Source organism: Erythrobacter sp. EC-HK427, from assembly GCF_902498745.1.
Taxonomy (GTDB): Bacteria; Pseudomonadota; Alphaproteobacteria; order Sphingomonadales; family Sphingomonadaceae; genus Alteraurantiacibacter.
This window is the reverse complement of sequence record NZ_LR701479.1, coordinates 181702-202080: the sequence shown is the minus strand read 5'-3', so window position 1 is coordinate 202080 and position 20379 is coordinate 181702. Positions and strand designations below refer to the sequence as shown.

The 20379-nt window shown below is 62.9% G+C and carries 16 protein-coding genes and 1 pseudogene; 10 read left to right on the top strand and 7 right to left on the bottom strand.

Features of this window, described 5'->3' with window-relative positions; translation table 11 throughout:
• Positions 1 to 20: 20 nt before the first annotated feature.
• The 4 genes from GC121_RS01040 (at position 21) to GC121_RS01025 (ending at position 8675) form a co-directional block, all read left to right on the top strand.
• A complete protein-coding gene (locus GC121_RS01040) occupies positions 21 to 1241 on the top strand; it encodes a threonine ammonia-lyase (protein WP_151972271.1) in 1221 nt (406 codons plus the stop codon).
• A gap of 189 nt (positions 1242 to 1430) precedes the next feature.
• Positions 1431 to 2282, top strand: a complete 852-nt coding sequence (locus GC121_RS01035) for an arginyltransferase (RefSeq protein ID WP_151975526.1) — start codon at positions 1431 to 1433, stop codon at positions 2280 to 2282.
• The gene (locus GC121_RS01030; protein ID WP_151972269.1) at positions 2227 to 4443 is read left to right on the top strand and encodes an autotransporter assembly complex family protein; all 2217 of its coding nucleotides are present in this window, start codon (positions 2227 to 2229) and stop codon (positions 4441 to 4443) included. The genes GC121_RS01035 and GC121_RS01030 overlap by 56 nt, the downstream gene beginning before the upstream one ends.
• Positions 4443 to 8675, top strand: a complete 4233-nt coding sequence (locus tag GC121_RS01025) for a translocation/assembly module TamB domain-containing protein (protein WP_199857692.1) — start codon at positions 4443 to 4445, stop codon at positions 8673 to 8675. The genes GC121_RS01030 and GC121_RS01025 overlap by 1 nt, the downstream gene beginning before the upstream one ends.
• Here GC121_RS01025 and GC121_RS01020 read toward each other — a convergent pair.
• Positions 8672 to 9295: a lysozyme gene (locus GC121_RS01020; protein WP_234421049.1), complete on the bottom strand. Its 624-nt coding sequence runs from the start codon at positions 9293 to 9295 to the stop codon at positions 8672 to 8674. The genes GC121_RS01025 and GC121_RS01020 overlap by 4 nt on opposite strands.
• 137 nt (positions 9296 to 9432) lie before the next feature.
• Here GC121_RS01020 and GC121_RS01015 point away from each other — a divergent pair, with 137 nt between their 5' ends.
• The 4 genes and pseudogenes from GC121_RS01015 (at position 9433) to GC121_RS01000 (ending at position 11203) form a co-directional block, all read left to right on the top strand.
• Positions 9433 to 9639, top strand: a complete 207-nt coding sequence (locus tag GC121_RS01015) for a helix-turn-helix transcriptional regulator (RefSeq protein WP_151972265.1) — start codon at positions 9433 to 9435, stop codon at positions 9637 to 9639.
• Positions 9636 to 10313 (top strand): hypothetical protein, encoded by a 678-nt coding sequence (locus GC121_RS01010; protein WP_151972263.1) that lies wholly within the window; start codon positions 9636 to 9638, stop codon positions 10311 to 10313. The genes GC121_RS01015 and GC121_RS01010 overlap by 4 nt, the downstream gene beginning before the upstream one ends.
• A gap of 39 nt (positions 10314 to 10352) precedes the next feature.
• Positions 10353 to 10550: pseudogene (locus GC121_RS01005) on the top strand (helix-turn-helix transcriptional regulator); the annotation flags it as partial.
• Between the two features lie 5 nt (positions 10551 to 10555).
• Complete coding sequence (locus GC121_RS01000; protein ID WP_151972259.1) at positions 10556 to 11203, top strand: hypothetical protein; 648 nt, start codon at positions 10556 to 10558, stop codon at positions 11201 to 11203.
• Positions 11204 to 11282: 79 nt separating this feature from the next.
• On the opposite strand, the gene GC121_RS00995 is transcribed toward GC121_RS01000, so the two are convergent.
• Positions 11283 to 12233, bottom strand: coding sequence for a calcium/sodium antiporter (locus tag GC121_RS00995; RefSeq protein WP_151972257.1), 951 nt, complete (start codon positions 12231 to 12233; stop codon positions 11283 to 11285).
• Between the two features lie 295 nt (positions 12234 to 12528).
• Here GC121_RS00995 and GC121_RS00990 point away from each other — a divergent pair, with 295 nt between their 5' ends.
• Positions 12529 to 14451, top strand: a complete 1923-nt coding sequence (locus tag GC121_RS00990; protein ID WP_151972255.1) for a hypothetical protein — start codon at positions 12529 to 12531, stop codon at positions 14449 to 14451.
• Positions 14452 to 14615: 164 nt separating this feature from the next.
• Here the strand turns inward: GC121_RS00990 and glnA are convergent, their stop codons facing one another.
• From glnA to GC121_RS00965, 5 genes are all read right to left on the bottom strand, one after another.
• Positions 14616 to 16025 (bottom strand): type I glutamate--ammonia ligase, encoded by a 1410-nt coding sequence (gene glnA / locus GC121_RS00985; protein WP_151972253.1) that lies wholly within the window; start codon positions 16023 to 16025, stop codon positions 14616 to 14618.
• Positions 16026 to 16083: 58 nt separating this feature from the next.
• Complete coding sequence (locus GC121_RS00980; protein ID WP_151975524.1) at positions 16084 to 16422, bottom strand: P-II family nitrogen regulator; 339 nt, start codon at positions 16420 to 16422, stop codon at positions 16084 to 16086.
• A gap of 292 nt (positions 16423 to 16714) precedes the next feature.
• Positions 16715 to 17641, bottom strand: coding sequence for an N-acetyl-gamma-glutamyl-phosphate reductase (gene argC / locus GC121_RS00975; protein WP_151972251.1), 927 nt, complete (start codon positions 17639 to 17641; stop codon positions 16715 to 16717).
• Positions 17638 to 17997 (bottom strand): hypothetical protein, encoded by a 360-nt coding sequence (locus GC121_RS00970; RefSeq protein WP_234421048.1) that lies wholly within the window; start codon positions 17995 to 17997, stop codon positions 17638 to 17640. Before GC121_RS00970 ends, argC begins: the two co-directional genes overlap by 4 nt.
• Before the next feature lie 82 nt (positions 17998 to 18079).
• On the bottom strand, positions 18080 to 19474 hold the full coding sequence (locus tag GC121_RS00965) for a M17 family metallopeptidase (RefSeq protein ID WP_151972249.1): 1395 nt from the start codon (positions 19472 to 19474) through the stop codon (positions 18080 to 18082).
• A 49-nt stretch (positions 19475 to 19523) separates the two neighbouring features.
• On the opposite strand from GC121_RS00965, the gene GC121_RS00960 reads away from it, so the two are divergent.
• Positions 19524 to 20357 (top strand): DUF4163 domain-containing protein, encoded by an 834-nt coding sequence (locus GC121_RS00960; RefSeq protein ID WP_151972247.1) that lies wholly within the window; start codon positions 19524 to 19526, stop codon positions 20355 to 20357.
• Positions 20358 to 20379: the final 22 nt, after the last annotated feature.

Genomic DNA, 20379 nt, shown 5'->3' with positions numbered 1-20379 from the left:
GCCGCTAGGCGCTCTTCCCCATGACCGAGCCGACATTGACTCTCGCCGATATCGAAGCAGCCGCGCAGCGGATCGCAGGAGCGGTGGTGCGTACGCCCACCATGTATTCGCAGACGCTCTCCAAGATTACCGGCGCGCAAATTTGGCTCAAATTCGAAAACCTGCAATTCACCGCGGCGTATAAGGAGCGCGGGGCGCTCAACGCGCTGCTGCAATTGACCGATGAACAGCGCGCGCGCGGCGTGATTGCGGCGAGCGCGGGCAACCATTCGCAGGGCCTCAGCTATCACGGCACGCGGCTGGGCGTGCCGGTCACCATCGTCATGCCGCGCACCACGCCGGTGGTGAAAGTGATGCAGACCGAGGCAGTGGGCGGCAATGTCGTGCTGGAAGGCGAGACGTTTGACGAGGCGAGCGCCCATGCGCGCACGCTGGAGCAGGAGCTTGGCCTCACTTTCGTGCACCCCTTCGACGATCCCAAAGTCGCCGCAGGGCAGGGCACGGCGGCACTCGAACTGTTTGCCGATGCGCCCGATCTCGATTGCATTGTCGTGCCGATTGGCGGCGGCGGGCTGATTTCGGGCATGGCGACGGTGGCCAAGGCTATGCCCGATCCGATCGAAGTGATCGGGGTGGAAGCGCAGCTTTTCCCCTCATCTTACAACGCCTTCAAAGGCGAGGATCTGCCCAGCGGTGGCGACACGCTGGCCGAAGGGATTGCGGTCAAGCAGCCGGGCAAGTTCACCCAAGTGGTCATCAACCGGCTGGTCGATGATATCGTGCTGGTGGACGAACCGCATCTGGAAGAAGCGGTCAGCCTGCTGTTGCAGATCGAAAAGACCGTGGTGGAAGGCGCAGGCGCGGCGGGGCTGGCGGCGATCCTCTCCTACCCAGAACGCTTCCGTGGCAAGCGTATCGGACTGGTGCTGTGCGGCGGCAATATCGACACCCGCCTTCTCGCCAATGTGCTGCTGCGCGATCTCGCCCGTTCGGGCCGTCTCGCCCGTTTGCAGATTACCTTGCAGGATCGCCCCGGCGCGCTGTTCAAGGTGATGCGCGAGTTCGACGCGCACAGCGTCAACATCATCGAGATCTATCACCAGCGGATTTTCACCAATCTGCCGGCCAAAGGTCTGGTGACCGATATCGAGTGCGAAGCGCGCGACAAGGCGCAGCTCGATGCGTTGGTGCAGGCGCTCACCGCCAAGGGTTACGCCGTTAGCCAGGCGGAATTGAACTGACCCGATACGGGATGCTTTGCCACTGCTGGCAAGGGACTTGTGGAAATTATTGCTCCCCAAGCGGCTTTTTTTGGTTAACATGGTTCTATGAGCGATTCAGCCGTGCAACAGATGCGGCAGAGGCAATCGCCCGTTCGCAGCGCCCCGTTGGCGCAGGATGCACCGGAATCGAAAGGATCGACCAAGACCGTGACGGCCCCCGTTCGCTTCCCCCGATTCTTCGTCACGAGCCCCGCGCCTTGTCCGTATCTTGAGGGCAAGACCGAACGCAAAGTCTTTACCGAGCTGAAAGGCCCGCACGCCGAACAGTTGAACGATGCGCTGGGCCGCATCGGTTTCCGCCGCAGCCAGACAGTGGCCTACCGCCCGTCCTGCGCCGATTGCCGCGCCTGCGTTTCGGTGCGCGTGTCTGCCTTCGATTTCCGGCCATCGGCATCGCAAAAGCGCATTCTGAAGCGCAATTCGGATTTGATCGCCACCGAATGCAAGCCGTGGGCGACGGCCGAGCAATTCGAGCTGCTCCAGCATTATCTCGAATACCGCCACCCCGGCGGCGGGATGGCAGCGATGGACGAAGTCGATTATGCCGACATGGTCGAACACACCGCCGTGTCCAGCTTTGTCGTGGAATACCGGGAACCGTCCCCCACGGGCGGGGTTGGACGTCTGGTCGCTGCGTGTTTAATGGATCGTCAGGCAGACGGGCTTTCGATGATCTACAGCTTCTTCGATCCCGATCACAAGGATCGCAGCGGACTTGGTACCTACGTCATTCTTGACCATATTCGCCGCGCTGCACGCGGGAAGCTGCCTTTCGTCTATCTCGGCTATTGGGTCGAAGGCAGTGCGCGGATGCAATACAAGGTGCGCTTCCGCCCCTTGGAAGTGCTGGGGCCGCAGGGATGGCGGCGTTTGGGGGATGATGAGCAGCGCGCGCTTATCGACAAGTTCACGCGCGACGGGGGCGAAAGGATTCCTGCTCCCGATGGCGGATCAAAAGACAATACGCCGGGCTTGCAAGCCGAATACAAGCTCGCCTGAGCGCGCGCTTGGCCGCGTTGCCGTGCTGGCGGCGCTGGGCGCGTGCAGCCTCGCCGCGCAGCCTGCACTGGCGCAGGATGCGCAAGGCAGGGTGCAAGATCGCTCGCTTGAAGACCTGATCCCCGATGCAGCGGTGGCCGATCCGGAGGCGTGGGCGGCGCAGGGCGTGCCCGATGCCCAACTTCAGGTGGGCCTCGACGAACTGCTGTCTCTGCCGCCGATTGATGCCTCCTCTCCACTCGCCGATTTGCCCGAGATCACCATCCCCTGGCCCGATGCGATGGAGCGTCCGCAGCTCGCGCCGCTTGCGCCGGATGAGGAGCCCATCGAATTCGCCACCTTCGATGACGAAATCCCGCCACTGCCGCCCGGCAGCGAGGAACGGATTTCGGACGAGCTGGTGCTGGTGTTCCCCAGCGAGCGGGCGCTGTTCCCCGAACGCTATGCCTTCCTCGCCCGGTTCGAGGCGCTGTCCAGCATCGCACTGCTGGACGATGACGGCAATCTTGCCCGCCTCGCCGCGCAGGCGCGTGATGACGAGGTCTTGCTGAACGAGCTTTTGCGGGTTTACGGCTATTACGACGCGCAAGTGATCCGCAGCATTGGCGGTGCTGGCGCTGAAGACGAAGGCGCTGACGAAACACCCACCGCGCGCTTCGATATAATCCCCGGCCCGCGTTATCGCTTTGGCGCGGTCGATCTGGGCAGTCTGGTGCTGGCAGGCGCGGCCTATGACGATTTGCGCGAAGCCTTCGGCGTCTATCCGGGCAATTTCATCTCGCTCGACGCGGTGACCGACGGGCGCACTGCCCTAGAAGACGGACTGGCCGAAGGCGGTTTCCCCTTCGCCGTCGTGCGCGATCCCGAACTGGAGATCGACCATGCCCGTATCGAGGGCGATCTCACCATGCAGGTGAAGCCCGGCGGTGTCTTCGTCATGGGCGAGGTGGTGAGCGAGAACGAGGATTTCCTCTCCGGCGAGCATCTGACGCGCATCGCCCGCTGGCATCGCGACGATCCCTACCAACGCAGTGACGTGGTCGATCTGCGCCGCGCGATACTCGCCACCGGCATTGTTGGCGCGGTCGATCTTCAGCCGGTGGTGGTGGCAGAGCCTGACGGCGATCAACCCGGCGTCGTCAACATCGCCGCTTCGCTTACGCCCGCACCATTGCGCACGCTGGCGGGCAGCATCGGCGTTGGCACCGAGGAAGGCATCCGGATCGAAGGGATGTGGGAACACCGCAACCTCTTCCCGCCCGAAGGCTTGCTGCGCGTGCGCGGTGTTCTCGGCACGCAGGAACAATTGGCGGGCGTTACCTTCCGCCGCAGCAATTTCACCGGGCGTGACCGCATTCTGACGGTGGATGCCTTTGCCAGCACTATCGATTACGAAGCCTATGATGCGCAAACGCTTTCGCTGACGGGCAGTTTCGAGCGGGTGAGCAACCTCCTGTTCCAGAAGGAGTATAGCTGGTCGGTCGGCATCGAATTGGTGGCGACGCGCGAAAGCGAATTTGACGTGAACCGGGTCGAATTGCCGAGCGAGGACTATTTCATCGCCGCGCTGCCGCTGTTCGGGCAGATCGACGAATCGGACGATCTGCTCGATCCCACAGAAGGCTGGCGCGCATCCTTGCGGCTTTCGCCCGAAGCCTCTGACAATGACGGGGTGCAGAGCTTCTATCTGCGCAGCCAGGCCGACTTTTCCTATTATCAGCAAGTGGGCGACGATACGGTACTGGCCGGGCGGCTGCGTCTGGCCAGCACGCCGGGCAGTGCGCTGGATGGCATTGCCCCCTCGCGGCGGCTCTATGCCGGCGGCGGCGGATCGGTGCGCGGCTACGGCTACCGCCAGATCGGCCCGCGCACCGACGAGGGCGATCCGGCGGGCGGGCGCAGCCTGGTTGAGATTTCCGCCGAAGCGCGCATCGGCACGCCGTTCTTCGACGGCGCGCTGAGCGTGGTGCCGTTCTTCGATGCAGGCTCCGTCGGCGAGGACGAGCTGCCCGATTTCGGCAATATCCAATGGGGCGCGGGCGTGGGCGTGCGCTACGAAACCGAGTTCGGCCCGCTGCGCCTTGATGTCGCGGTGCCGCTTAACCGGGGGCCGAACGATGAATGGATCGCGGTCTATATCGGGCTGGGTCAGGCGTTCTGATGACGGGAGAGGAAACAGGCACCCCGGAAGCCGAAGCGCCCGCAGACGCTGCGCCCGCGTCATCGACGCTGCGCGACTTCTGGGCCTTTCGTGCGGTGCGCTGGCTGGTCTACGCGCTGCTCAGCCTGCTGCTGCTGTTGCTACTGTTCATAGCCTTTCTGCACACGCCGCCGGGCCGCCAGTTTATCGTCGACCAGATTGGCAAGGTTGCGCCCGCCTCGGGATTGCAGATCGATGTTGGCGAAATCGAAGGCTCGATCCTGTGGAGCGCGACGCTGTACGATGTCGAATTCCGCGATGCCAATGACACGCTGTTTCTGGAAGTGCCCACCGTCGATCTCAACTGGCGGCCGCATAAGTGGCTGTTTAGCGGGCTGGATATCCGCCACCTCGTCCTCAACGACGGGACGCTTTACGCGGCTCCCGTGCTCGATGAAGGCGATCCCGACGCGCCGATCCTGCCCGATTTCGACATCCGGATAGACCGCTTTGCGATCGACAATCTGACCGTTGCGGAAGGGCTGATCGGCGAGGAACGGCTGGTCAGCTTCGCGGCGGAAGCCGATATCCGCGACGGGCGGGTATTCCTCGATGCGGGCGGTGAACTGGGCGGCGCGGATGTGTTCACCGCGCTGATCGACGTGCAGCCCGATGGCGATGTGTTCGATATCGCGGTCGACTATCAAGCTCCGGCGGGGGGAGTGTTGGCGGGGCTGGTCGGGGCCGAGCAGGATCTTGCGCTGCAAGTTGAAGGCGATGGCAGCTGGACGCGCTGGGAAGGCGACATTCGGGCGCTCCAGGGCGGGCAGGAGCTGATCGAAGGGCAATTGTTCAACGAAAGCGGCGAATACCGGCTGGTCGCCCGCATCAACCCGCTCGCCTATGTCGAAGGGCTGACAGCGAGGGCGCTGGGCGAAACGGTGATGCTGACCGCAACGGGCGCGCTGGAGAGTAGCGTGGCGACAGGCGGTTTCGTGCTGCGCGGGCGTGGGCTCAATGCCGACGGGGCAGGCGCGATTGACCTGGCCGATAACCGCTTCGAGGATCTGGTGATCGCCGCGCAACTGCTCGACCCGCAGCTGTTCAGCGAGACGATTGCCCTCAATGGCGCGAGTATTACGGGCACGCTGGCGGGGGATTTCGGCGATTTCACTATGCCGCATGAATTGCGCGTGGCCGAAATCGATCTGGCAGGCACGATTGTCACCAATGTGCTCCAGCGCGGCACGCTCGCCTATGACGGCACGCGCTTCACCTCCAGCCTCGATGCCGCCATCGGGCGCGTGGTGAGCGGCATCGAACTCGCCGATCCGCGGCTGGTGGACGGGCGCGTGCGCGGCAATGTGGCGCTGGCAGGTGGCACGCTCACTTCCGACAATCTCGATGTGCAGTTCCAGCGGCTGAGCGCGCAGCTTGGCCTCTCCAGTGATTTCAACACCGGCGTCACGCGGGTGACGGGGCCGGTGGATATGCAGGACTTGCTGTTCGACGGGATCGGTGAAATCGACGGCGGCGCGCAAATCCGCTTCGTGATCGGCGGCGGCAATCCGTGGCAGCTGCAAGCCGATGTCAGCGGCGTGGTGTCGCGGGTGACCAATGCGACGCTCGCCAATTTGTCGGGCGGCAATATCCGCTTCGGAGGCGGCGTGCGGCTGGGCGAGGGCACGCCCATCGCCTTTGACCGCTTCAGCGTGGTGTCGACCAAGGCCAATGCCATCCTCTCGGGCGATATCGATGGCGGAACCACAACGCTGGCGGGCAGCGGACGCCATGTCGAATACGGCCCGTTTACGGTGGAGGCGGAGCTGGCGGATGACGGCCCGCGCGCGGTGCTGGTGTTCGCCGACCCGCTGCCTGCCGCGCGCCTCAGCAATGTGCGCGTCGCGCTCGCGCCCACCGATGACGGGTTCCGGATAGAGACCGAAGGCGGATCGCTGCTCGGCGCGTTTGACGGTGAACTGCTGCTCAATATCGCCCGCGACGGGACGACGACTTTCGACATCACGCGCCTGACCGTGTCCGAAACGCAGCTGGCGGGCGTGCTGACGCTGGTCGAAGGCGGGGTCGAGGGCAATCTTAATGTCGGGCGCGGCGGACTTGACGGGACGATTGCGCTGGCGGTGCGCGATGGCGGGCAGGGCTTCGACATCGATCTGGCCGCGCGCTCGGCCCGCTTCGAAGGGGCGACGCCGCTGCTTATCCATAGCGGGACGATTGATGCGGCGGGGGTTTTCGCCGATGGCGCTGTGAGCCTCAATGGCAACGCCAATCTCACCGGCCTCAGCTATGGCCAGATCTTCATCGGTCGCCTTGCCGCCCGCGCGCAGGTGACGGACAATGTCGGCCGCTTCAACGCCGCGTTGACGGGGCGGCGCGGTAGCCGCTTCGAATTGCGCGTCACTGGCGATGCCAGTACCGAGCGGATCGCGGTGGCGGTGGATGGTTCCTACGATAACCGCCGTATCTCCATGCCGCGCCGCGCGGTGTTCTTGCCGCTCGAAGATGGCGGCTGGGAATTGCAGCGCAGCCAGCTTTCCTTCGGCAACGGCTTCGTGCTTGCCAGCGGACGGTTCGGCGGCGATTTGCCGATGCAGGGCCGCCTCTCGCTCGTTGATATGCCGCTGGGCCTTTCCGATGTGCTGACCGGCGAGCTGGGCGTGGGTGGCACCGTGTCGGGCGTGGCCGAGATCACCGCCGGGCGCGGCAGCCTGCCGACCGGCGAAGCGCGGCTCATGATCGAGGGGCTGACCCGTTCGAGCGCGCTGCTGACTTCCGAACCGATGGACATTGCGCTGGTCGCCGACCTCTCCGAAACGCTGTTCCAGGCGCGCGCGGTGATGGATGACGGCAACGGGCTCGACGGGCGCTTGCAGGCGCGCATTGCCGGGCTGCCCGCCAACGGCACGCTGACCGAGCGGCTCTATCGCGGCAATCTGTTCGCACAGCTGCGCTACAACGGCTCGTCTGCCGCGCTGTGGCGGCTGGCGGCGATCAGCCTGCTCGATGTGACCGGCGATGTCGCGGTAGCCGCCGATATTCGCGGCACGCTGGAGAACCCGCGCGTGGTGGGCTCGCTCGCAGGCGGCGGCTTGCGGGTGCGCAGCGGGCTGATCGGCACCGATCTGAGCGATGTCTCCGCCGCCGGTCGCTTCACCGGTTCGCGCTTCAACCTCACCCGCTTCAGCGGCACCGCGCCCAATGGTGGCACGGTGAGCGGCAGCGGCTATATCGACCTGTCGAACATCAGCCGCACGCGCGGGCCGAGCATGGATTTGCGCATCGCCGCACGCAGGGCAGAACTGCTCGATCTGCCCAATATGGGCGCGGTGATTACCGGGCCGATGCGCATTATTTCCGACGGGCGGGGCGGCACGATCGCAGGTCGCCTCACCGCCGATAGCGCGCGGTGGCGGCTGGGCACGGCGGCCGAGGCGATTGCCGAACTGCCGCAAGTGCTGACGCGCGAGCGCAACGTCCCCGGCGATATCGCCCCCATTGCCACAACCACGGGCCGCTGGCGGTATCTGATCGATGTCGGCGCGCCCGGCGGCATCGAGGTCGACGGGCTGGGGCTCGACAGCCAGTGGCGCACCGATAATCTGGAGATCCGCGGCACCACCGCCGATCCGCGGCTGGGTGGCACGGTGGTGGTGGTGCCGCGGCAGGGGTTCTACTCCTTTGCCGGACGGCAGTTTGCGATCACCCAAGGTATCATCCGCTTCAGCGCAGCCGAGGCGCTTGATCCGCAGATTGACCTGGTGGCCGAAACCCGCGTGGACGGGCTCGCGGTGTCGGTCGACATTGTCGGGCGCGCCAGCCAGCCGCAGATCAGCTTCACCTCCAACCCTTCGCTGCCGCAGGAGGAATTGCTGGCGCGGCTGTTGTTCGGCGGATCGATCTCCAACCTCTCCGCCACCGATGCGCTGCAACTGGGTGCGGCGGTGGCGAGCCTGCGCGGCGGCGCAGGGCTCGATCCGATCAACCAGTTGCGCTCGGCAATCGGGCTCGACCGGTTGCGGCTGGTGCCTGCCGATACCGCGCTGGGGCGCGGCACAGCGATTGCGTTGGGACGGAATTTCGCCAACCGCTTCTATGTCGAGATCATCACCGATGGCGCGGGCTATTCCGCCACCAATGCCGAGTTCCGCATTTCCAACTGGCTGAACCTGCTTGCCACGGTGAGCACAATCGGACGGCATAGCGCGGCACTGGAATACCGGCGGGACTACTAGCCCTCCCGATACAGCGCTGCTTCCGCCGCGCGCCGCCGGACGAGGCCTTTGAGCACGCGCCCTCCGGCATAGACCCAGCGGTCAAACTCGCGCGCCGCGCCCGCATGGTCGCCTGCGATATGCTTGCGCGTCAGCGTCGCCTTGCCGATGGCGCCGGTGTTGTAATGGAAGCTGACCAGCGCATCGAACTGGTTCTGCGAGCGCGGCGCATCGCCCAGCGCGCGGGCTACTTCCGCCGCATAGCGCGCCAGATCCGCCGCCAGCCGCGCATCGCATTGCGCCTGCGTCCACACCGTCCCCTTGGCGATACGCCCGCCATGGAACCCGTCCTTGCCCGTCGCGCCCCAGCCGATGGTCCACGGATCACCGCCGGTGCCGGGATCGGGATAGGCCTCGATCATGCCATCCGCCCGCTTTTTCGCACAGCCTTCGAAGTGTTGGATCAGCGCGATGCCCTTTTCCCCGATCTTTGAGGGGTTTGGCGGCGAACCTGTTACACCTGTTACACTGTCCTGAGGGGAAAAATCGGCGTGCATTCGGGCAGCCCCCTGAAGGGCGGGCCGGGGGGAGGCGTGGCGGCGCAGCTTGCGGAAAAATTCGAGCATGGCGGCATAGGTCATAACAGTTTCCTCGCGTCGTGTGGGAGAGACAGCAAGGGCTAGGGCGACAGTTCGCGTGTAGGAAAGGGTGACAAGAGCTCTTGACTGACAAGACCTCTTTACAGTAAAGAGCTCTTGTCAGGCAGAAAGGTGATTCGGTGCAGAACCGGTTGAAGGAACACCGCGAGAAACACGCGTGGAGCCAGGGCGAGCTTGCCCGGCGGCTCGGCGTGTCGCGGCAGACGATCAATGCGGTGGAGACCGACAAATACGATCCGTCGCTGCCGCTGGCATTGCGCATGGCGAAGCTGTTCGGCGTGAGCGTGCCGGACTTGTTTATCGATGATTGGGAACCTGTAGAATGATGACCGATGGCAATGCGCAACCGCGCGGCAAATGGCGACCCAAAGGCCTTACGGGTGCGGTAATTATTGGCTTTTTCGCCGGTTTGGTCGGCTATGGTGTCGGGAAATTTGCAGCCACCAGGAGTGGATGGGATATCGACACCTCCATGCTGGACGCACTCGGCCTGTCGGGCGTTGTGGCGCTTAGTATTGGGGGCTTCTACCTGCTCGTTGGACTGGTCTTGCTGGCAGCACTTGCCGCACCCAAAGTGGGACAGGGCCTCCTTACGGGCCCGAATGCACAGGACCTTGTGGATTCCCGTTCGCTTTATCTCATGCAAACTGCGGCAGTCGTATTTCTGGGGCTGGCCCTGATCGTCCTGACGCTATCAGGCCCGAACGTCTGGCTGAATCCGGTGGCCGGCGGGGCAATCTTCTTCCTGCTGATGATCGCGGGTCTGACGTTCTGGATGAAGAGCCTGCCATTTATGGACGAACTTATGCGCGCGGCGAGCCTTGAATCGGCGGTCTGGACTTATGGCTTCATGCTGGCAATCGGCGGCAGCTGGGCAGCGGTGGGATATCTCGGTCTCGTCCGCGCGCCCTATGCGCTGGATTGGCTTAGCCTGTTCTGGGGGTTCTCGCTTGTGGGATCGACTGTTGCGGCGAACAAGCGGGGGATGCTCGATGAATGAGCCGCGCGCCAACCGGTCTCACCGCAGGGTAAGGAACACCGCGAGAAGCACGCGTGGAGCCAGGGCGAACTGGCCCGCAGGCTCGGCGTGTCGCGGCAGACGATCAATGCGGTGGAAACCGACAAATACGATCCCTCGCTGCCGCTGGCATTGCGCATGGCGAAGCTGTTCGGCGTGAGCGTGCCGGACTTGTTTATCGATGATTGGGAACCCCAAGCACAGGAAGGTTCGGAGTAATGGATATGGCTAACGAACAAAAGTCGGGCAGCAAGACCCGCAAGCTGGTGATTTCAGTAGGTGTTGGCGCAGCGATTGGCTTGGTCACAACCCGCATCCTGGGGGGCGTTATCGAAAGCGGTGCATTGGGCTCCATCGGGCTGTCGCGCGAAATCGCCGCGACAATCGGATTGCTTTACGTCATTGTGGGATTGATGGCAGGCGTGGGCGTCATCAGCCCCAAGGTGGGCGCGAAGTTTCTCAATGTCGAAGACCCGGAGGAGCTGATGGAGCAGCGCAAGATCCTCTTCTACAGCACCATCAGCATGGTGCCCTTGGGCGCAGCGCTGATGTTGCTCGCTTTTGCGCAGCCGCTCGGCCCTGTTCCCGCTGGCGTTGCCCTTGCTGTGCTGGTGGCCGCTTTGATCGGTAGCTGGTGGGCGGGCAACCGCCAGCTCAAGCTGATGGACGAAATGATGCAACAGGTGAGCCGCGAGACCGCCGCTACTGCCTTCTATCTCGTCATGACGATCGGCGGCGGCTGGGCAACGGCAGCGCATCTGGAATATGTGCCTGGCCCCGCCATGCTCGACTGGATGACGATGTTCGCTTCCTTCCTGCTGATCGCTGCCTTCTGGTCGACCGGCAAGCGCGGGCTGCTCAAGCCCCGCTAGACGCGCTAGTCAAAACGATTGTCCCGAGGCGCGGCGGAGACCACTGGCTTTCCGCAGCGTTTTCGTATCCGCTTGGCGGTTACCGCATCAACAGGAAAGCGGTATAGGCGACATAGAGCGCCACTAGCACACCGCCTTCCATGCGAGTGATCTTCCACCCGGTGCGCAGCATCACAAGCAACAACGCGGTGGTTCCGGCCATCACCCAGATATCGACCTGTGCGATTTCAGCAGGGATCGCGAGCGGATGGATAATCGCGGTAAGGCCAAGAATACCGAGCACGTTATAGATATTTGATCCCACAATATTGCCCAGCGCCACTTCCGAATGGCCGCGATTGACCGCGACGAGGCAGGCGATCAGTTCAGGCAGCGACGTGCCGACCGCTACGATGGTGAGCCCGATTACCGATTCGGACATCCCCGCACTGCGCGCAAGGATCACCGCGCCATCAACCAGCAGCCCTGCGCCGAAAATCGCGGCGGCAAGTCCGGCGACGACCATGCCGAGCAGGATCGGCGTGCTGTGCGTTTTGGGCGCGGTATCCTCGACCTCAGCGATATGTCGCTCTTCCTCCGCACCGCCGCTGTCCTTTTCCGAGCGATAGGCCCAGATGACATAAGCGACGAGGCTGGCAAGCAGGACGATCCCCGCCAGTGCGCCGATTGCGCCAAGCATCACCGCACCCACGCACAAAGCGGTCGATCCGGCGAGCGCAATCGCGTCGCGGGCAAACGCATCGGGTCGCACCGCAAGCGGCAGGAAAACGGCACTCACTCCGAGAATAAAGAGGATATTGGCGATGTTGGAGCCGATGACATTGCCCACTGCAATCCCGGGCGAACCGGCAAAGGCGGCCTGGATGCTGGTCGCCAGCTCGGGTGTCGAGGTGCCGAAGCCGACAATCGTCAGGCCGGCAAGCAACGGGGAAATGCGCAGGATGGCCGCCAGCCCCACCGCGCCGCGCACAAGGAGTTCGCCTCCGATGGCGAGAAGGGCAAGGCCGCCCAGAATAAGCAGAGCAGTCATATGATCGAAAATCCGCCGGAAAGCACAAGCAATCCCGCCGACATCGCGAGCGCTCCGGTAGCGCGCGCCAGAGGGGCCCGGTGGTGGCGCAGCATTTGCGCGCGCGGCGCGGGATGTTCAAGCGGAATGTGGGGGTGTGGGTGGACGTGTGGTGAGGAAGGGCTGGCCTTTCACCTTGCTTTTGTTAGCATTGCTGCCCAGCAGCGCGAGCCACAAAGCTTTTGTCGTAGTTTTTCGTGATCGGGAATTTGGAGCGGATATGGACATCCGGACGTCGCCTATAGACAGCTGTGGGTTGACTGCTGTCGAAGTCAATTCTGGCACTCCCGAAGCGTGGTATTTTCTCCCCTTTGAGAATTTCCCCGCCAAAATGCACAACCTCGACGAACGGTATGTCCTTGCTGTCGGCCGCTATTCGCACCAATCCCAGTTGGCCATCTTCGATACGGTGGAGCGCAGACAAACCAGTTTTGCTTCGAACCCCGAATTCTTTTTCCATACCAAGAACAATTACCGGCTATCCTGGTGCTACTCAGAAGCAAACCGGTCTGTTTTCGTTTCTGAGCTTGATAGAGAGTTGTTGAAGATCCGCGGCCAAGGCGGCGAAATGGCAGACCGTGCGTCCCATATCTGGCAATTCTCTGTCGATGGCAAAATAGGCAGGCGTTTACAGATACATCCAGAGTATTCTGGCCTCACAATCGCACCGCGTGCAGATGGAAAGCTGGTATGTATCGGTCGGGTTGCTTCTACTCCGGCGATTGCGATCTTCGATCCCGAAACGCTGACGGCGGAGCTGCAGACAGGTTTACCGGAAGTGCTGCGTGGCTTTTACGGACCAGAAATCGGCTTTTTCAGTCCCGATGGGCAATGGGCCTTGGCGACGCATCGGAAAATGTTTCCGGATCGGCCACAATCGCCGCTCAAAGGGCTGTTGAACGTTTTGAGTTTCCCTCGCGGAAACAGGAGGCCGGCTCGCGTTCCGGTCGGTCGCGGCGTCGATCTCTACCGCCTTGACCCGTTTGAGCGGATTCAAGAATTTGTTGTCCGGCATGACGAGGTATTCGAGGATAAATTGCCTATACTAGAGCACCTCGGAAGCTTGGAGAGCATGGAGGAATTTAGTGAATACCTTTGGTCGGCCAAAAGAGTGAACGGGTTCTCTTCCGAGGATAGTATGGAGCGATGGCTTTATCACTGGATCGAGAGAGTCGATTGGGACGACGATTCGGAAGGCTTTACGGTTGTTTGGAGGAATGAATCTGCGCGGAAGTCCCGTTCAGGAATGGTGCCAGACCCCGACAGTGCTGGTGGTTACCGGTATGTGGAGCACAAGTACCATCGCCATGCTTCGATCAACGGAACACTAGACGAATTGCGACCCGTTGACGAAGCATCTTCACGCTACAAATCAATCAGCCCGGAAGCATATAGAGACATCAATGCCTATGTCAGGCAACGCTCGACACAGGTCTTCGAATGCGATGACTGGAGCGGGCAGAGCGTTGCTGCGGCATTTGCGCAAATGCGGAGCAGGCTGGAAGAAGAGGGTTTGAAGAAACTGATCTTCGGAGACCAGTTCGCTCTAAGAATCCGTATCGACAAAAAGCGCATTGGCGAGAAAAAGTTCTGCGAAACTATCAGGAAGCTTGACGCGGATCAGGTGGCAATCTTCCTGCCGGAATTGCGCGCGCTGTTAATGGCTTATGGCAGGCAGGCCGCTGCCTTATACGAGGAACGTTCGGTGTCGCCGAAATCGGGGCCATCGGATCACAGTCCGGGCGCTTTGTCCGAAACGGCTTTGACGCTTGCGATGCTGGACGACGCCGGATTTGATGCGCTGCGCGAATGGGTAAAGATCATCGATCAGGAACATGATTACTTTGCAGCCCGGCGCGTCTTTCCTGCAATGGCCAAACGGACGGGGTTTGCGACGCCTGAAGCATTGCGTTTCGGAATATGGTTCTTTCTGCAGCAGTGGCAAACCGTGTCTTACGAAAAGTCATGGCATGGATTGTTCAAGGAAGCCCCCAACGTTCTGAACCCTGCCGAATTTGTCGCAGCTTTGCTGGCTGAAGCGGAGGACGTTGATACGTTTTGCTCTGATACTAGCGTCGAAGCCGGCATCGAAAATGTGATGGAAAGGCTCGACAAGTCGCTCTGGGGTAGGTCGGTCTACAAGCAACTGGATGGCATTCTGGCGGAAATGGATAGCTAGCAAGTAACAAAAAGCCGCCCGGATCGCTCCGGGCGGCTCTACTTTCTACCTATCGCTTCGTTACTTGAGGGCGGTTGCTTCGGTGTCGAAAGCACCGCAAGGCCGACTGGCCGCCCGCAGCGAAGCGAGGAGGCGAGGGGCCGGATGGCCCCTCGCACATCACATTACGCGCTGTAATACAGGTCGAATTCGACCGCCGTCGGGGTCGTTTCCACGCGCATCACTTCTTCCCACTTCAGTTCCATATAGGCTTCGATCTGGTCCTTGGAGAACACATCGCCTGCCAGCAGGAAGTCGTGGTCTGCCGCCAGCGAATCCAGCGCCTCGCGCAAGGAACCGCACACGGTCGGCACTTCGGCCAGCTCTGCCGGGGGCAGATCGTAGAGGTTCTTGTCCATCGCCTCGCCCGGATGGATCTTGTTCTGGATGCCGTCCAGACCCGCCATCAGCAGCGCGGCATAGGCGAGGTAGGGGTTGGCCATCGCGTCGGGGAAGCGGAATTCCACGCGCTTCGCCTTCTCGCCCGAGCCGTAGGGAATGCGGCACGATGCCGAACGGTTGCGCGCCGAATAGGCGAGCAGCACGGGCGCTTCAAAGCCCGGCACCAGTCGCTTGTAGCTGTTGGTGGTCGGGTTGGTGAAGGCGTTCAGCGCCTTGGCGTGCTTGATCACGCCGCCGATGTAATAGAGGCAGTTGTCCGACAGACCGGCATAGCCATTGCCCGCGAAGGTCGGCTTGCCATCGGCCCAGATCGACATATGCGTGTGCATCCCCGAGCCGTTATCATCCTTGATCGGCTTGGGCATGAAGGTCGCGGTCTTGCCATAGGCGTGGGCCACCTGGTGCACGACATATTTGTAGACCTGCATCCGGTCGGCGGTTTCCACCAGCGTGCCGAAGGTCAAGCCCAGCTCGTGCTGCGCGGCGGCGACTTCGTGGTGGTGCTTGTCACAAGGTAGGCCCATTTCGAGCATGGTCGAGACCATCTCGCCACGAATATCGACCGCGCTGTCCACCGGCGCGACGGGGAAATAGCCGCCCTTGACGCGCGGACGGTGCGCCATGTTGCCGCCTTCGATTTCCGCGCCGGTATTGGTCGGCAGTTCGATATCGTCGATCTGGAAGCCGCTGCCGGCATAGCCGTCTTCAAACCGGACATCGTCGAACATGAAGAATTCGGCTTCGGGGCCGACATAGACGGTATCGCCGATGCCGGTGGTGGCGAGATAGGCTTCGGCGCGCTTCGCAGTCGAGCGCGGATCGCGGTTATAGCCTTCGCCCGTGCTCGGCTCGACGATATCGCAGCAAATGACCATCATCGGCGTGGCGCTGAACGGGTCCATATAGGTCGCGTCCAGATCGGGCTTCAGGATCATGTCGGATTCGTTGATGACCTTCCAACCAGCGATCGAGGAGCCGTCGAACATCAGGCCTTCTTCCAGCTGGTCTTCATCGAGCGCGCTGGCGACCATCGTCAGGTGCTGCCACTTGCCCTTGGGGTCGGTGAAGCGGAGATCGACCCATTCGATTTCCTCGTCTGCGATCTGCTTCACGATGTCTGCTGCGGTTGCCATTTTGGATTGTTCTCCTGAGGTAAATTAGTGTTGGGTAAGGGGGTGTGCGAAGGCCGGGTTACAGCGCGTCGTCGTCGCGTTCGCCGGTGCGGATGCGGATGGCGGTGGCGATGTCGGAGACGAAGATCTTGCCATCCCCGATCCGCCCCGTTTGCGCGGCGGCGGCGATGGCTTCCACGGTCTTGTCAGCCAGCGTGTCGGGCACGATCACCTCGAGCTTCACCTTGGGCAGGAAATCGACGACATATTCGGCCCCGCGATACAGCTCGGTATGGCCTTTCTGCCGGCCGAAACCCTTCGCCTCGGTGACGGTGATGCCCGACACGCCGACTTCGTGCAGCGCATCCTTCACTTCATCGAGCTTGAAGGGTTTGATGATGGCTTCGATCTTCTTCACAGGGTGTGCCCGTCCTTCGTAATTCTCTTCCGGTGCGGTGGCTCTATCGACATCAGGCGGCCACCTGTTTCGCTTCATGCAACTCAAGAATCGTGCCAAAGCTGATAGTATCGGGCCTAGCGGTTTGTGTGCGGGTGCGAAAGGGCGCTTTCGCAACATTTGCGCAGCGCAGCACGGCGTGCGCGGAATATGCTTGCGCAAAACGGCTGCGCGGGATTCGCTTTGCGTGGTGAATTAGGAGGCAGGCGTGCCCAAAAGCTGGGCAGTTAGAGCGCAAAAAGGCGCCGGGAAATCAGACCCGCAGGCCCGCCAGCGGATCGCATCCGGCCATCAGGTTGAGCGATTGCACCGCTGCACCCGCTGCGCCTTTGCCGAGATTATCGAGCCGCGCCACCAGCCGCGCACTGGTGCCCGCTTCGTCCGCCATCACCCACAGGTCGATCCGGTCGGAAGCAGGTTCGTCCGCGCGCAGCAGCAGTTCGGCGGGCCGGTCTTCGTGGACGGTGACGAGCGGCGCATCGGCGTAATAGCGGGCGAGTTCGGCGCGCAACTTGTCTGCCGAAGCGGCCGTGCGCATGGCGGAGAGGCCGAGCGGTATTTCCACCAGCATCCCGCGAAAGGCGGGCACCACGGCGGGTGCGAAAACCGGCGGATACTGCAATCCGGCATTTTTCTGCATTTCCGCCAGATGCTTGTGATCAAGGCTCATGCCATAGGAGCGGAAGGCGATATCGCCTTCTTCCTCGAAGCGGGCGATCAGGCCTTTGCCGCCCCCCGAATAGCCCGACACCGCATTGACCGAATACGACCAGTCGCGCGGCAACAGCTTGGCGCGCACCAGCGGCGCGAGCAGAGCGAGGAAGCCGGTGGGGTAGCAGCCGGGATTGGCGACCCGCTTGGCGCCTGCCACCACGCTCGGCCCGACCAGTTCGGGGAAGCCGTATATCCAGCCCGGCGCGGTGCGGTGCGCGGTGGACGCGTCGATCACGCGGGTGCCACTGTCCGCATCCAGCATCGCCACCGCTTCCCGCGCGGCATCATCGGGCAGGCAGAGAATGGCGAAATCGGCGAAATTGAGCGACGTGCGGCGGCAATCGGGATCCTTGCGCTCGGCATCGGACAGGCGGATGATATCAAACTCCGCGCGCCCTTCCAGCCGCTGCGCGATTTCAAGGCCCGTCGTGCCTTCAGCGCCGTCTATAAAAACGGTGTAGGTCATGCGATGAGCGGTTCCAGCAGGCCCACGCGGACATAGCCGACCGGCCCTTCTACGCCGAGGCAGCCCCAGGCCCAATCGCCGGTCACATCGAGCACTTCGAAACTGTCGCCTTCCATCAGCACGCACAATTCCTCTGCACCATCCCGGTTTTCACGCAGCAGCGGCGCGCCGCCGGGCAGCACCGTGCGCGGCTGGGGAACGGCATAATGCGGCACGAAATAGCGTCCGGCGAGCGCGATATGCGCCAGATCGCCGCGCAGGGGCACCGATGCCGGATCGGGCCGCGCAACAGGCCCCGCAAGGATAAACGGCCCCTGCGGCTTACTGCCCGCCTCTATTGCATCACCCGATGGCAACCCGAGATGTCCTCTCCAGCAAAATACGTGGCGCGCTTAGCTGCGTCACGCGCTTTGGGCAAGTTGCCCGAACAGCGGTGCGTTAACCGTAGCGGCCACGCAGCATATGGAAGGCCGCGCGCAGGCCCAGCGCCGCGCCGCCCTTGGGCCTGCCGGGCTTGGGCACGGGCCGCCAGGCGAAGGTATCGAAATGCGCCCAGTCAATGTCTTCGCCCACAAACCGGTCGAGGAAGCTCGCGGCAACGCTGGCCCCGGCAAAGCCGTTGGTGTGGGTGTTGTTCATATCGGCGATGTCCGATTTCAGCCATTCGCCATACGGCTCCCAGATCGGCAGGCGCCACGGCTCGTCATCATGCGCTTTGCCTGCGGCGATCAGTTGCTCGGCAGTCTGGTCGCGGCGGGTGAAGAGCGCGGGCAAATCCGGCCCCACCGCCACGCGGGCGGCTCCGGTGAGCGTAGCAAAGTCGATCACCAGTTCGGGCTCGTGCTCGCTCGCCAGCGTCAGCGCATCGCCGAGGATGAGGCGACCCTCGGCATCGGTATTGCCGATTTCCACGGTGATCCCCTTGCGGCTTTTCAGCACGTCGCCGGGGCGGAAGGCGTTGCCCGCAATCGCGTTTTCCACCGCCGGAACGATGCAATGCAAATGCAGCTTGAGGCCCGCCTGCATGACCAGCTCGGCCAATGCCAGCGCGTGCGCAGCGCCGCCCATGTCCTTCTTCATCAGCAGCATTCCGCTCGCCGGTTTGATGTCGAGCCCGCCCGAATCGAAACACACGCCCTTGCCGACAATCGCCACTTTGGGATGCGCCGGATTTCCCCAGGTGAAGCGGATCAGCCGCGGCGCATGGCTGCGCGCGGCTGCGCGGCCCACCATGTGCACCATGGGAAAGCCGGTTTCGAGCGCATCGCCGCGAATGACCTCAAGCTCTGCCTTGTGCGCCTTGGCGATCCGTTCCGCCTCGGCCTCCAGCGCGGCAGGGCCCATGTCTTCGGCGGGCGTGTTGACGAGCGTCGCCACCAGCGCGCAGGCCTGCGCCTCGGCAACAGCGAGGTCGATCTTGGCGACATCCTCGGTCAGCAGGACACGCGGTCCCTCGGCATCGGGGTTGTCGGTGTAGCGGGTGAAGCGGTATTGCGCGCTCTGCCAGCCGAACAGGGCCGGGCCGGGCTGGCGGCCATGCAGACGATAGGTGCCTTCGGGCAAGTCTTCCGCCAGCTTGGCAAGGCACCAGCTGGACAGTTCCGCCGGATCGGCCACGCCGCCGACTGCAAACCAGGTGTCGTCTTCGGCGCTTTTGGCGGGCACAATGCCCACCTGATAGCCGCTGCCGTTGAACTTCTGTGCCGCCAATGCCGCGCGTTGCGGGCCGGAGAGGCCTTTGGCGAATTCCTCGAACCCGGATTTGTTGACGAGATGGATGGCGACGGCGTCCTGCCCGCGGTCCGGCTGGATCAGATCTGTTGCAATGCTCATAGAATAACGCTTGCCGTTTTCGCTCGCGTTTGGAAAGGCTGCTCGCGTGATGATCCGACGATTCCTGTGCCTTGCGGTTCCGGCGCTCGCTGTGGCGGGTTGCGACGCATTGGGTGGCGGGGAAGAGCCGGTGGCCGAGGCTTCGGCCACGCCGTCGCCCACTGCCAGCGCTTCGGCCAGCGGCACGCCCGCGCCCGATGCGCCAACCGGCGGCGCGCGTGAGATCACCGAGGAAACCGACACCTTCCTGTTCGAATACGCCTATCCGCAGGAAGCGGGCGAGGAGCCGGGCCTTGCCGCATGGCTCGACGAACGGATGGATCGCCAGCGCGCCACGCTGGAGCGCGAGGCCAATGAAGGACGTGACGAGGCGCGCGACAACGGTTTTCCGTTCAACAAATATTCCAGCAGCACGGTGTGGGAAGTCGTGGCCCAACTGCCCGGCTGGCTCAGCCTCTCCGCCGCGCTCGATACCTATTACGGCGGCGCGCATCCCAATTACGGCTTCGATTCGATTGTCTGGGATCGTGAGAACCGGCGCGCGCTGGAACCGCTGGCGCTGTTTACCTCCGCAGAGGCGCTCGATAGCGCAATGGGAGACCGCTTGTGCGAAGCACTGAACGCCGAGCGGGCGGAGCGGCGCGGCGATGCGGTCGAGCCGCAACCGGACGATCCCTATCAGAACTGCGTGGCGCTGGAAGATACCAATGTCCTGCTTGGTTCGAGCAACCGCCGCAATTTCAACCGGATCGGCGTGCAGATCGCGCCCTATGTCGCGGGGCCTTATGCCGAAGGCGCGTATGAGTTCACCTTCCCGGTGGACGAAGCGGTGCTGGCGGCGGTGAAGCCACAATATCGTTCAGCCTTTGCGGTTGCCGAGTAAGGGACAGTGTGAGCGGCGGGGC